The organism is Kitasatospora sp. NPDC005751, assembly GCF_040630835.1.
Taxonomy (GTDB): domain Bacteria; phylum Actinomycetota; class Actinomycetes; order Streptomycetales; family Streptomycetaceae; genus Kitasatospora.
Genome location: NZ_JBEXYC010000003.1, coordinates 319,327 through 331,705, shown reverse-complemented (window position 1 = coordinate 331,705; position 12,379 = coordinate 319,327). Strand labels below are relative to the sequence as shown.

The following is a 12,379-nucleotide window of genomic DNA, read 5'->3' as shown; positions in this document are numbered from 1 at the left end:
CTCTTCGAAGGTCACAGCTCACCCATCGGGCCGTGCTCGTTCATCGGGACGCGGACGCCGCGCTCGGCGGCGACCTCGTCGGCCCGGTCGTAGCCGGCGTCGACGTGGCGGATCACGCCCATGCCCGGGTCGTTGGTGAGCACCCGGCGGATCTTCTCGCCGGCCAGCGCGGTGCCGTCGGCCACCGTGACCTGGCCCGCGTGGATCGAGCGGCCGATGCCGACGCCGCCGCCGTGGTGGATGGAGACCCAGGACGCGCCGGAGGCGACGTTGACCATGGCGTTGAGCAGCGGCCAGTCGGCGATCGCGTCGGAGCCGTCCAGCATCGCCTCGGTCTCCCGGTACGGGGAGGCGACCGAGCCGCAGTCCAGGTGGTCGCGGCCGATCACGATCGGCGCGGACAGCTCGCCGGAGGCGACCATGTCGTTGAACCGCTCGCCGGCCTTGTCGCGCTCGCCGTAGCCGAGCCAGCAGATCCGCGCCGGCAGGCCCTGGAAGTGCACCTTCTCCTGGGCCATCTTGATCCAGCGGTGCAGCGACTCGTTCTCCGGGAAGAGGTCGAGCACGGCCTTGTCGGTCTTGGCGATGTCCTGCGGGTCGCCGGAGAGCGCCGCCCAGCGGAACGGGCCCTTGCCCTCGCAGAACAGCGGTCGGATGTAGGCCGGGACGAAGCCCGGGAAGGCGAACGCGCGTTCGTAGCCGGCCAGCTGGGCCTCACCGCGGATCGAGTTGCCGTAGTCGAACACCTCGGCGCCGGCGTCCATGAAGCCGACCATCGCCTCGACGTGCCGGGCCATCGACTCGCGCGAGCGCTGGGTGAACTCGGCGGGCTTCTCGGCCGCGTAGGTCGCCATGTCGTCGAAGGCGACGCCGACCGGCAGGTAGCTCAGCGGGTCGTGGGCGCTGGTCTGGTCGGTGACGATGTCGATCGGCGCGTCCATCGAGAGCAGCTGCGGGAACACCTCGGCGGCGTTGCCCAGCAGGCCGATGGAGAGCGGCTCGCGGCGGTCGCGGGCGGCGGTGGCCAGCTCCAGCGCGTGCGCGAGGTTCTTGGCCTCGACGTCCAGGTAGCGGTGCTCGATCCGGCGGGAGATCCGGGACGGGTCGCAGTCGACGCAGATCGCCACGCCGCCGTTCATCGTCACGGCCAGCGGCTGGGCGCCGCCCATGCCGCCGAGGCCGGCGGTGAGGGTGATCGTCCCCGCCAGGGTGCCGTCGAACCGCTTGTTGGCGACCGCGGCGAAGGTCTCGTAGGTGCCCTGGAGGATGCCCTGGGTGCCGATGTAGATCCACGATCCGGCGGTCATCTGGCCGTACATGGTGAGGCCGAGGCTCTCCAGCCGCCGGAACTCCTCCCAGTTCGCCCAGTCGCCGACCAGGTTGGAGTTGGCGATCAGCACGCGCGGCGCCCACTCGTGCGTCTGCATGACGCCGACCGGCCGCCCGGACTGGACCAGCATGGTCTCGTCCTGCTTCAGCGTCTCCAGCGTGCGCACCATGGCGTCGAACGAGCGCCAGTCCCGCGCCGCCTTGCCGGTGCCGCCGTAGACGACGAGCTTCGACGGGTGCTCGGCCACCTCGGGGTCGAGGTTGTTCATCAGCATCCGCAGGGCAGCCTCCTGCTGCCAGCCCTGCGCCGTCAGCCCTGTACCGCGCGCCGCCCGCACCTCGCGCGGCCCGCTCGCCTGCTGCTGCACCATGTCCCGGCTCCCTACGGATGAATTCATTCAAGCTCGACTTGGCTGAATATATCCAATCATTCAGTCTCCGGCCAGACCTGAGCGCATCCGATCAGCCGGCATCGCGACAACCCCGCCGCGCTACCCCGAGTCGGGCGAACACCAGCCACTCGGCCCAGGCGCCGCCGGGTGGAGGGCACGGCGACGCCCCCCGCCGTACGCCCCGGACGGCCGCCGCGGAGTCCGGGCGAGGCATGGGCCGGCGCGCGCGGGATCGTCGCGGGAGCCGCCCGGCCCTGCGCGGCGGGCGCGCGAGGCGGACGGCCGACCCGACCCGGCGTCAGGCCGCCGCGCCGCCGTCCCAGTCGATGCCGATCTCGGCGAGCCAGCGGCGGTCGTCGGCGTCGGGGTCCGCGGGCGCGGCCGGGGCGGCCTCTGCGGCCGGGCGCGGCGGGCGGGGGATCTCCTGGACGGGGCCGAGGCCGTACTTGTCGGCGGCCGCCGCGGCGCGGCCGTCGGGCTCGATGACGCCGACGTGGACGGCGCTCTCGTCACCGGCGTCGAGGACGACGAGTTCGGGTTCGGGCAGCCGCCGCAGAGTGACGCGGCGTCCGCAGGCCGGGCAGGACCATTCGTCGGCGCCCGAGGCGAGTCGGCCGACGAACTTCATCTCGTGGATCACGCGCATCACAGGCTCCCCCTGCCGGTCGGCCCTGCTCCGGGGCCTGTTGACAGGATTCCCGCCCCGGGTACGGTCCTACTCCAAAAACAGCCCACGAGCCGTCGCGGACTGCTCGATCGACTCCAACCGGGCCTCGGCGCCGGGGAGTTCGTCGCACATCGTCTGGAGCAGCACCCGGCCGAGCATCATCGGCGCGCACGCGGTGTCGAAGACCAGGCCGGTGCCGACGGCGGCCGGCAGCATCAGGTCGGAGAGCTTGGCGACCGGCGCGAAGGCGCTGTCGGCGACGGTCAGCACCGTCAGACCGCAGTCCCGGGCCACCGTCAGGGCGTCCATCAGCTCGCGCGGGTAGCGCGGCAGGGCGAAGCAGAGCAGCGCGGAGGCGCCGGCGGCGGCGGCCTGTTCCAGGCGGTCGGCGAGCATGCTGCCGCCCTCGTCGAGCAGCCGGATGTCCGGGTGCACCTTGGCCGCGAAGTAGGCGAAGCCGCGGGCCTGCGCGGAGGCGGCCCGCAGGCCGAGGACGGGCAGCGGACGGGAGGCGGCGAGCAGCCGGGCCGCGCGGATGATCGGCTCGGGGTCGGCGAGCAGCTCGGCGAGCAGCCGCAGGTGCTCGATCTCGGCGAGGACGGCCTGCTGATGCTCGTTGCGCACCACGTCGTCCGGGGTCTCCGGGGCGCTCGGCTCCCCCGCGCCCAGCTCGCGCAGCTGCTTGCGCAGTGCCGGGTAGCCGTCGTAGCCGAGGGCCACCGCGAAGCGGGTGACCGAGGGCTGGCTGACGCCGGCCAGTTCGGCGACCTCGACGCTGGAGAGGAACGGCGCCTCGGTGGCGTGCCGGACGAGCGAGTGGGCGATCCGGCGCTGGGTGGGGGTGAGCCGGTGGCCCTCGAAGAGCTGGAGGAGTCGGGCGGAGGGGCCTACCGTGCCGGTGTCGTCGGTGGCGGTCATCAGCGGTACCTCCGGGTGCGAGCTGTTCGGACGACGACTGTGCAGCAGCGGACTGCCGCTGGCAAAGACGTCTCGTACGCCGGGACGCCCGATGAGACCCCCCGGCGGTGCGGATCACCCCTCCGGGTGACCCTGATTTCCCCCTGATCCGCCCCGATCCCGGCGCGAACCGATGGACTGGAGCCCCGGCGCTGCACCAGGCTGAGCGCCATGGACACACGCCAGGACGAACTGCGACGCGACCTCGACGCGGCTCTGCAGACCCGCAAGGAGCTGGGCGAGGAGTACGAGTCGGAGATCGTCGACTCGTTCCTCGCCCGGCTGGACGCCCGGTTGGACGCCCGTCTCGACGCCCGGGTGGAGCGCCGGGTCGCGGAGCGGCTCGACGGCTACGGCCCGGCGGAGCACCTGCGCCGGCGCCCCTTCGGCCGTTCCGGCTCGAAGCTGCCGCTGATCTCGCTGGTCCTCGGCATCCCGCTGACCGGCATCGCGACCAGCGGCTCGAACGGCTTCATGGGCCTGCTGGTCTGCTGGGCCGGCATCGTCGGCGTCAACTACGCCGCCATCGCCGCCGACCGGCGCGAGGAGAAGCGCGCCCGGCCGCCGCGGGGCGAGTGGGACTGACTCCCGCCCGCCCCGGGCGGTGGCGGCCTCGTCAGGCCAGCGGCCCGGTGACCTTCTCGACGGCCCGCACCAGCTCGCCGGAGGCGACCAGCGCGGCGGCGGCCTCCAGGTCCGGCGAGAGGAAGCGGTCGCGGCCGGCGCCGCCGACCCCGGCCTCCCGGGCGACGGCCAGCGCGGCGAGGGTCGCCGGCGAGGGCGTGCCGCTGGCGTCGGCCTGCCGACGGATCTCCAGCGCGCGGGAGGCGGCGGTCAGCTCGACGGCCAGGATCCGGCCGAGGTTCTCGACGGACTGGCGCAGCTTGCGGGCGGCCGACCAGCCCATCGAGACGTGGTCCTCCTGCATCGCGGAGGACGGGATCGAGTCGACCGAGGCCGGCACGGCGAGCCGCTTGTTCTCGCTGACCAGGGCCGCCTGGGTGTACTGGGCGATCATCAGACCGGAGTCCACGCCCGGGTCGTCGGCGAGGAAGGCCGGCAGGCCGTGCGAGCGGGCCTTGTCCAGCAGCCGGTCGGTACGGCGCTCGGAGATCGAGCCGAGGTCGGCGGCGGCGATGGCGAGGAAGTCCAGCACGTAGGCGACCGGGGCGCCGTGGAAGTTGCCGTTGGACTCGACCCGGCCGTCCGGCAGCACCACCGGGTTGTCGACCGAGGCGGCCAGCTCGCGGGAGGCGACCAGGGCGGCGTGGGCCACCGTGTCGCGGCCGGCGCCGGCGACCTGGGGGGCGCAGCGGATCGAGTAGGCGTCCTGGACGCGCGGAGCGTCGTCCTGGTGGTGGCCGGTGAGGCCGGAGCCCTTGAGGACGGCCAGCATGTTGGCGGCGCTCAGCGCCTGGCCGGGGTGGGGGCGGATCGGGGCGTGCAGCTCGGGGGCGAGCACCTTGTCGGTGCCGAGCAGCGCCTCCAGGGTCATCGCGGCGGTGATGTCGGCGGTGGTGAACAGGCGCTGGAGGTCGGCGATGGCCATCACCAGCATGCCGAGCATGCCGTCGGTGCCGTTGATGAGGGCCAGGCCCTCCTTCTCCAGCAGCTCGACCGGCTCGATGCCGGCCGCGGCGAGCAGCTCGCCGGAGGGCTTGTCGACGCCGTCCGGGCCGGTCGCCACGCCCTCGCCCATCAGGACCAGCGCACAGTGCGAGAGCGGGGCGAGGTCGCCGGAGCAGCCGAGCGAGCCGAACTCGCGGACCACCGGCGTGATGCCGGCGTTCAGGATGGCCGCCATGGTCTGGGCGACCACCGGGCGCACGCCGGTCCGGCCGGAGGCCAGCGTCTTCATCCGCAGGAACATCAGCGCGCGGACCACCTCGCGCTCCACCGCCGGGCCCATCCCGGCGGCGTGCGAACGCACCAGCGAGCGCTGCAGCTGGGCGCGGAGCTCGGGGCTGATGTGCCGGACGGCGAGCGCGCCGAAGCCGGTGGAGACGCCGTAGACGGGGCGCGGCTCGGCCGCGAGGGCCTCGATCCGGGCCCGCGCGGTCGCCATCTCGGCGAGCGCGTCCGGACCGATCTCTACCCGGGCGTTGCCCCGGGCGACGGCCAGCACGTCCTCGGCGCTGACGTCGGCCTTGCCGACCTGGACGAGGGGCGCATCGGGGGCCACAGCACTGTGCATATCCATATGCATCATCACACCAGCTGAATGAAGATATGACAACCAGTGGATCCCACCTGGCGGACTCCCGCCCGCCGGACGGAGCCGGCCGCGGCCGCCCTCCACGTCCCGCCGGAGGACGCGCCGGCTCCGACGGCCCCGGCCGGGACCTCCACGCCACCTTCGCCGATGGCGGGCGCCGGCCGCCTCACGGCATCGCCGATCAGGTGACGGGCGCCCGCCCACGAGTCGCCCCCACCGGCGCCCGGCCACCGGCCCCACCCCGATTTCCGAAGCGCCACCCCGATACCGCACGCTGGGGTCGACGGACGGCACGGAGCGGAGGACCGATGACGCGGGCGACGGCACGGCGGCGAGTGGTGCGGCTGCACGGGGACGGCCGCAGCACGCGACCGGACGCCCTCGCGGCGGAGGAGCCGCTGGAGATCCGGGTCGGCGGCGAGCCGCTGACGGTGACCATGCGCACGCCCGGCCAGGACTTCGACCTGGTGGCCGGCTTCCTGGTCGGCGAGGGGCTGGTGCACACGGCCGAGGACCTCGCGGCCCTGCGCTACTGCGCCGGGACGGACGAGGACGGCGCGAACACCTACAACGTGGTGGACGCGGCCCTGCGCGGCGCCCGCGCCCTCCCGCTCTCCGCCCACCGCAACCTGCTCACCACCAGCGCCTGCGGCCTCTGCGGCCGCGACACGGTGGACGCCGTCCGCACCCACGTCCGCCACCCCGTCGGGGACGACCCGCTGACCGTCCCCCCGGCCCTGCTGTACGGGCTGGCGGACCGGCTCCGGGCCACCCAGCGGACCTTCGACTCGACCGGCGGCCTGCACGCGGCCGGGCTGTTCGACGGGGCGAGCGGCGCACTGCTCTGCGCCCGCGAGGACGTGGGCCGGCACAACGCGGTGGACAAGGTGGTCGGCTGGGCGCTGCGCGCGGGCCGGCTACCGCTGACCGGGCACGTGCTGCTGGTCAGCGGTCGCGCCTCGTTCGAGCTGACCCAGAAGGCCGCGCTGGCGGGCGTCCCGCTGCTGGCCGCCGTCTCCGCGCCGTCCTCCCTCGCGGTGGACCTCGCCGAGGAGCTGGGCCTGACCCTGGTCGGCTTCCTGCGCGGCGAACGCGCCAACGTCTACACCCGCCCGGACCGGATCAGCGGCTGACCGGCCGGTCACCGCCCGCCCCACCGGCGAGCCGACCCGCCGCGGAGCGTGCGGGCTCGGTCCGAACCTCCAGTAAGACGAGACGTATCGTTTCGTCAGCGCCCTAGAATGGGCCCATGACCCGCAGCAGCTCTCCCGATCCCGCCCGCCGCAGCGAGCGCTCCCGCCAGGCCGTCCTCACCGCCGCCGCCGAACTGGTGGCCGAGGTGGGCTTCGGCAAGCTGACCATCGAAGCGATCGCCGCCCGGGCCGGCGTCGGCAAGCAGACCATCTACCGCTGGTGGCCCTCCAAGGGCGCGGTGGTCTTCGACGCCTTCCAGGCCGCCAACGAGAACGCCTCCGGCAGTCTGGCGCTGCCCGACACCGGCGACCTCGCCGCCGATCTGCGCGCCGTCCTGCGGCCGACGGCCGACCAGCTCGCCGACCCGGGCTTCGACAACACCGGCCGCGGCCTGGTCTCCGAGCACCTGCGCGACCCGGCCCTGCTGCGGGAGTACCGCGAGCGCCTGCTGGACCCTCTGCTGGAGGTCACCCGGGAGCGCCTGCGCACCGCCCGCGAGGCCGGGCAGATCACCGCCGACGCCGACCTCGACCTCGCCGTCGAACTGCTCTACGGCCCGATGTACTACCGCTGGCTGCACGGCCTCGGCCCGCTCGACCACGCCTACGCGGACCGCCTGGTGGCGGGCGTCCTGCGCGCCCTGCGGCCGTGACCGGTCCGGCGGCCGGCCCGTGGACCCACCGGGTCCACGGGCCCGCGCGGTCTACTGCCGGTTGCGGCGGCGGAGCATCACGACCACCGCGATGATCACGGCGATCACGATCAGCACCACCACGATGCCGATCACCACACCGATGATCTTGCCGAAGAAGCCCTTCTTCTTTTTCTTCGACTTCGACTTGGACTTGTCCTTGGACCCGGCCAGCCGGGTGCCGTCCTGCTGCCCGGCCACGGCCGGGGCCGCCTGGGCCGCCTGGACGGCGCCCCCCGCGGCGGCAGCACCGGCGGCGGTGCTGACCGCGGCGGCGCGCGGCGCGGCCTCGGCCGCCGGGGCGGCTGCCAGCGTGGCACCGCCCAGCGCCAGCACCGCGGAGAGGACAAGGCTCGTCAGACGAGCGCGCATGGGTTTCGACCCCCGTTCCGGCCCGGCCCCCGTGGCCCGCCGACGGCGGATACCATCCCACGTCCGGGGCTCGCCGCCCAGCCCCGCGGCAGCCTCCGCACCGGACCGCGACCGGCTCGGAACAGGCCGGTCACCGAACCGGCACAAGCCCCCCGCCCGGTCCGTCCACGAACCGGGCCCGCCTCAGCCCGGCGGCGGGGAGGCCGGGCCGGAGAGCGCCACGGCGACCAGGGCCCGCATCGCGCTGGCGACCTGTCCGAGCGGCAGCGTCGCGTCGTCGGCGAACAGTTCCACCAGCCAGCCGCCGGCCGGGTTCTGGCCACCCGCCGCGACCATCCCCCGGTAGCCGCTGACCACCAGCATGGCCTCCTCGGACGGGTCGTTCCCGGCCGCGCCCGCGCGCAGCGCGAAGGACCCGCCGCGCACCGCCTGCCGGGTCATCGGGTAGTGCCGCAGGTCGAAGACGGCGTCCGGGGCCTCGATCTGGGCCCGCTGGGTCTCCGCCCGCGAGCTGCTCGGTCCGCTGGTCATCCGGTACACGGCGTGCTGGGCGGTGCGCATCAGGTGCGAGCCGGGCGGCACGTAGGAGACCCACCAGCCGACCGCGTCGAGCAGCCGGGAGGCCGTCTCCGCGACCACCGCCAGCTTGCCGATGGTGTCGGCGGGGTGGACCGAGCGGGTGACCCCGCGCTGGTCCAGGGCGGCGAGCACGGCGGTGAGCAGCTGTCCCGGGTCGGCGCTGTGCGCGGCGCCGCGGAACCGCCGCCGGTCGCCGGCGCCCGGCCGGCCCGGGACGCGCCCCCGGCCGTCGGCCCGGTGGTGCGGATCGGCGGCGTCGGCCAGCAGCACCGTCGGGTCCGGCGACAGGCCGGGGCCGTGGCTGCGGCCGGCCACCACGGGATGTGCGGCGCGGGCGGCCTTGGCCCGGTACTGCGCGGCGTCGGCGAGCCGGAACAGCCGGTCGGGCGTGGTGACCGGGCCGATCGAGTCCCCGGTGGAGGCGACCCCGCAGGCGACGCCCTCGCCCTCGGCCAGCGCCAGGGCCCGCGCGCACAGCTCCTCGGCGACGGCGACCACCTCGTCCGCCTTCTGGCCCTCCACCAGCAGGCAGAACTCGTCGCCGCCGAGACGGGCGGCGAGGCTGCCGGGCAGCCTGGCGGCGGCCAGCGACAGCTGGTGGGCGAAGCGCTCCAGCAGCCGGTCGCCCATCTCGTGCCCGAGCTGGTCGTTGACCCGCTTCAGGCCGTTGACGTCGCAGACCACCAGCGAGACCACCGTGCCGTCGCGGTTGTGCGCCTCCAGCGCGCTCTCCAGCCGGGCGTCCACCGCCCGCCGGTTGGCCAGCCCGGTCAGCGGGTCGGAGAAGGCGAGCTTGCGCAGGTCGGCGAGGCGTTCGGTCTGCGCGAGCCCGGCCGAGATCTGGGCGGCGAGCAGGGTGGCGTACTCGGCGTCGCCCTCGGTGAACTCCGCCGTCCCGGTGGACCTGGCCAGGTAGAGCTCCCCCCAGGCCTGTCCGTGCAGCACGATCGGGGCGACCACGCAGCAGCCCCGGCCGCGCCGGCGCAGCGCGGCGGCCCGCTCCTGGCAGTAGGCCCCGGCGGTGGGGTGGGCGTGCCCGGCGTGGAGTTCGGTGTTCTCGGCGCTCTGCAGCCAGGCGCGGGGCAGCCGTCCGGTGGTCCAGCGCTCCTCCAGGTAGGTGACGATCTCGGGGAAGTCCGCCACCGGGTAGGACTCGTCCTCCGGCAGCTCCTCCTCGCCCGGCGCCAGCTCCCCGTAGTTGACCAGGACCCGCAGCCGGCCGGACTCCCGGTCCCAGACCGAGACGGCCGCCATGGTGGCGCCGAGGGCCTCGGTGGCGCGGACGGCGGCCGCGCGGACCGCCTCCAGCGGGGTGAGCGCCCCCGCCATGTCCTGGGCGAGCTCCACCACGGACGTCAGCCGCGGGTCGGGGACGGCCGGCAGCTCCGGGCGGTCGCACACGCAACCGCGGTCCGTCGTGATCGCCTCACTGCCCACCGGCTCGCCCCGTTCCCTGTGCTCGGTCCCGTCCGGCGCGGTGGCTCACCCACCGCGAACCGGACCCGTCCGCCTGCACCAAGACTAGGGCGGTTTCGCTCGGTTATGCCCCGTTTGCCCGCACGGATCCGCCCGGCCGGACCGGTTTCAGCCGTACGGCTTTCGGACGACGGCCACCGGCCCCGCCGGGTGACCGTGCCGCCGGCCCGGACTCCGCCGCGCCCTGCCCGGACGTCGGCCTACCCCGTGAGCGGCCGGGTACTCCCCGCGGCCTCCGGGAGCCCGGCGGTACGTGGCGGCGCCCGCTACTCGCCGCGCGGCCGCCGCGACAGCAGCCACGGCTCGACCAGCCCCAGCCCGCGCACCGGCCGGCGCCACATCGGCTGGAGGCTGAACCGGCGCCCCGCGTCCGGCGCCGGCACCGGGAGCCCGGAGGCGGGCAGTCCGGAGGCGGCCGACAGCGCCTCGGCCAGCCCCGGCCCGTCCGCGTCGGCCGGGGCGACACTGCCGTTCTGCTCCAGCGCGGCCGCGAACTCGCCGTCGATCAGCACCGCGTCCTTCGGGGCGATCGAGGTGAGCCGGCTGGCCAGGTTGACCGTGGTGCCGAAGACGTCGCCCATCCGCGAGGTGACGGTGCCGAAGGCCATGCCGACCCGCAGCGCGGGGATGGTGTCGTCCTCGGCCAGCGCCTCGATCAGGCTGAACGCGATCTCGGCGGCCGTCCCCGGGTCCTCGGAGACGTACAGGATCTCGTCGCCGAGGGTCTTGATCACCCGGCCGCCCTGGCCGGCGATCAGGTCGGAGCAGGTGTTCTCGAAGGTCTCGACCAGCTCGCCGAGCTCCTCCTCCTCCAGCCGGCGCGAGAGCCGGGTGAAGCCGACCAGGTCGGCGAAGCCGACGGCCAGCCGGCCACTGGTGATCTCGGTGTCCTCGGCGGCCTGCACCACCCGGCCGGTGACGGCGGCCAGCTGGCGGCGCCAGACGTACACCAGGAACTGCTCCAGCTCCGGCAGCAGCAGCTCGACCAGCGGGTAGGCCACGTCGGCGCGGGTCAGCCCGGGCTCGACGGACTGGGTGAGGTTCTCCAGGAAGGTGTCCATCTGCCAGCCGGCCAGCCGGGCGGTGGTCTGCCCGGTCGAGCGGGCGACCTGGATCGCCATCGGCTCGCTGAGCAGGCCCGACTCCACCAGACCGGCGAGCCGGCGCAGCGCGATCACGTCGCCGTCGGTGAGCGCCCGGGACTGCCCGATGTCCGGGAAGCCCATCGCCCGCCAGAAGCGGGTGGCCAGCTCCATCGGGACGTCGGCGGCCCGCGCGGCCTGGTACGGGGTGTAGCGGCGTGGCGCGTCCAGGATCAGGCGTTCCAGGTCGAGCGCGACCGTCTGGTCGTCGGAGCCCGCCGTACCGCCGTTGCCGCCGTCCTCTGCCACCGGTCCGTCCCCGTGCGGTCGCCGCACTTGCCTCGTGTCCTGCCTGTCCGAACGCGCCCGCCACCCGCCGGGCAGTGGCGCGCCTCACACTGCTGCCAGGTGGAATGTTCGCACGGAATCCCGCGATCCGGGGCATCCGCCCGGGTCAAGGAGAGGTGAAGAGTGCCGCTCAGCGCGGCTCGGGGCGCACATGGACGACGTCTCCCGCGCCCACCGGACGCCGTGCACCGTCGGGGGTGCGGACCACCAGCCGGCCGTCGCCGTCGATCGCCACCGCCTCGCCGACGAGCTCACGGTCGCCCGGCAGGTGGACCTTGACCGGACGGCCGAGCGTGGTGCACCGGTCCGCGTAGGCGGCCAGCAGACCGCTGGCGTGCGGGTCGCCGGCCGCGGCCGTCCACTCGGTGTAGAGGACGGCGAACTCGCGCAGCAGCGCGCGGAGCAGGGTGGACCGGTCGGTCACCGCGGCGCCGGCCAGCAGCAGCGAGGCGGCGGTCGGGACGGGCAGCTCGCCCTCGCGCAGCGACACGTTGAGGCCGAGGCCGGCCACCACCGCGCCACCGCTGAGCTCGGTGAGGATGCCGCCGAGCTTGCGCTCCGCGCCGTCGACGGTGACCTGGAGGTCGTTGGGCCACTTCAGGCCGACCTCGACCTCGGCGACCCGGCTCAGCGTGGCGGCCGCGGCGACGCCGACCAGGATCGGCAACCAGCCGTACCGTTCGACGGGTACCTCGTCCGGGCGAAGCAGGACGGAGAGGAAGAGCCCCGACCGGGGCGGCGCCGTCCACTGCCGCTCCAGCCGCCCGCGCCCGGCGCTCTGCGCCTCGGCGACCAGCACGGCGCCCTGCGGCGCGCCGGCCCCGGCCCGGGCGGCGAGGTCGCTGTTGGTGGAACCGGTCTCGGTGACGATGTCCAGCGCGGTCCAGAACCCGCCCGGCCGGACGAGGTCGCGGCGCAGCGCCTCGGCGTCCAGCGGCGGCCGGTCCAGATCGGTCCAGGGCGACGGCCCGGCGTGGCCGAAGCCGCGCAGTCCACTGCGGCGGGGGGTGTCGGATTCGGTCATGACCACGAGACTAGGGGTTTCGCCCCGCCCGCCGCGCGGTGGCCGTAGGCCGC

10 protein-coding genes and 1 pseudogene are annotated in these 12,379 nt (G+C 74.8%); 3 read left to right on the top strand and 8 right to left on the bottom strand.

Annotated elements, in window-relative coordinates; genetic code table 11:
• Positions 1–11: 11 nt before the first annotated feature.
• From hutU to ABZ497_RS05910, 3 genes are all read right to left on the bottom strand, one after another.
• Positions 12–1,700 (bottom strand): urocanate hydratase, encoded by a 1,689-nt coding sequence (hutU, locus tag ABZ497_RS05920; protein WP_359803640.1) that lies wholly within the window; start codon positions 1,698–1,700, stop codon positions 12–14.
• Positions 1,701–2,019: 319 nt separating this feature from the next.
• Positions 2,020–2,367: a hypothetical protein gene (locus tag ABZ497_RS05915; RefSeq protein ID WP_359803638.1), complete on the bottom strand. Its 348-nt coding sequence runs from the start codon at positions 2,365–2,367 to the stop codon at positions 2,020–2,022.
• A 69-nt stretch (positions 2,368–2,436) separates the two neighbouring features.
• Positions 2,437–3,306: a MurR/RpiR family transcriptional regulator gene (locus ABZ497_RS05910; protein WP_359803636.1), complete on the bottom strand. Its 870-nt coding sequence runs from the start codon at positions 3,304–3,306 to the stop codon at positions 2,437–2,439.
• Positions 3,307–3,516: 210 nt separating this feature from the next.
• On the opposite strand from ABZ497_RS05910, the gene ABZ497_RS05905 reads away from it, so the two are divergent.
• On the top strand, positions 3,517–3,930 hold the full coding sequence (locus ABZ497_RS05905) for a hypothetical protein (RefSeq protein WP_359803634.1): 414 nt from the start codon (positions 3,517–3,519) through the stop codon (positions 3,928–3,930).
• A 31-nt stretch (positions 3,931–3,961) separates the two neighbouring features.
• Here ABZ497_RS05905 and hutH read toward each other — a convergent pair whose 3' ends face one another.
• Complete coding sequence (gene hutH / locus ABZ497_RS05900) at positions 3,962–5,545, bottom strand: histidine ammonia-lyase (protein WP_359803632.1); 1,584 nt, start codon at positions 5,543–5,545, stop codon at positions 3,962–3,964.
• Between the two features lie 323 nt (positions 5,546–5,868).
• Between hutH and fdhD the strand changes: the two genes are divergently transcribed.
• Together fdhD and ABZ497_RS05890 are read left to right on the top strand one after the other, a co-directional pair.
• Complete coding sequence (fdhD, locus tag ABZ497_RS05895) at positions 5,869–6,693, top strand: formate dehydrogenase accessory sulfurtransferase FdhD (protein ID WP_359803630.1); 825 nt, start codon at positions 5,869–5,871, stop codon at positions 6,691–6,693.
• Positions 6,694–6,809: 116 nt separating this feature from the next.
• Positions 6,810–7,406 carry a TetR/AcrR family transcriptional regulator gene (locus ABZ497_RS05890; RefSeq protein ID WP_359803628.1) on the top strand — a complete coding sequence of 199 codons (597 nt, stop codon included), beginning with the start codon at positions 6,810–6,812 and terminating at the stop codon, positions 7,404–7,406.
• 51 nt (positions 7,407–7,457) lie between these two features.
• On the opposite strand, the gene ABZ497_RS05885 is transcribed toward ABZ497_RS05890, so the two are convergent.
• From ABZ497_RS05885 to ABZ497_RS05870, 4 genes and pseudogenes are all read right to left on the bottom strand, one after another.
• Entirely contained in the window at positions 7,458–7,817 is a 360-nt protein-coding gene (locus ABZ497_RS05885) for a hypothetical protein (RefSeq protein WP_359803626.1), read from the bottom strand.
• 882 nt (positions 7,818–8,699) lie between these two features.
• A pseudogene (locus ABZ497_RS05880) lies at positions 8,700–9,725 on the bottom strand (sensor domain-containing diguanylate cyclase); the annotation flags it as partial.
• A 413-nt stretch (positions 9,726–10,138) separates the two neighbouring features.
• Positions 10,139–11,263, bottom strand: coding sequence for an adenylate/guanylate cyclase domain-containing protein (locus ABZ497_RS05875; RefSeq protein ID WP_329487966.1), 1,125 nt, complete (start codon positions 11,261–11,263; stop codon positions 10,139–10,141).
• 169 nt (positions 11,264–11,432) lie between these two features.
• Positions 11,433–12,326 (bottom strand): biotin--[acetyl-CoA-carboxylase] ligase, encoded by an 894-nt coding sequence (locus ABZ497_RS05870; protein ID WP_359803624.1) that lies wholly within the window; start codon positions 12,324–12,326, stop codon positions 11,433–11,435.
• Positions 12,327–12,379: the final 53 nt, after the last annotated feature.

Bases quoted from the DNA above. Each gene is read 5' to 3' on its own strand.
- hutU (WP_359803640.1), bottom strand. From the start codon at position 1,700: ATGGTGCAGCAGCAGGCGAGCGGGCCGCGCGAGGTGCGGGCGGCGCGC.
- ABZ497_RS05915 (WP_359803638.1), bottom strand. From the start codon at position 2,367: ATGCGCGTGATCCACGAGATGAAGTTCGTCGGCCGACTCGCCTCGGGC.
- ABZ497_RS05910 (WP_359803636.1), bottom strand. From the start codon at position 3,306: ATGACCGCCACCGACGACACCGGCACGGTAGGCCCCTCCGCCCGACTC.
- ABZ497_RS05905 (WP_359803634.1), top strand. From the start codon at position 3,517: ATGGACACACGCCAGGACGAACTGCGACGCGACCTCGACGCGGCTCTG.
- hutH (WP_359803632.1), bottom strand. From the start codon at position 5,545: ATGGATATGCACAGTGCTGTGGCCCCCGATGCGCCCCTCGTCCAGGTC.
- fdhD (WP_359803630.1), top strand. From the start codon at position 5,869: ATGACGCGGGCGACGGCACGGCGGCGAGTGGTGCGGCTGCACGGGGAC.
- ABZ497_RS05890 (WP_359803628.1), top strand. From the start codon at position 6,810: ATGACCCGCAGCAGCTCTCCCGATCCCGCCCGCCGCAGCGAGCGCTCC.
- ABZ497_RS05885 (WP_359803626.1), bottom strand. From the start codon at position 7,817: ATGCGCGCTCGTCTGACGAGCCTTGTCCTCTCCGCGGTGCTGGCGCTG.
- ABZ497_RS05870 (WP_359803624.1), bottom strand. From the start codon at position 12,326: ATGACCGAATCCGACACCCCCCGCCGCAGTGGACTGCGCGGCTTCGGC.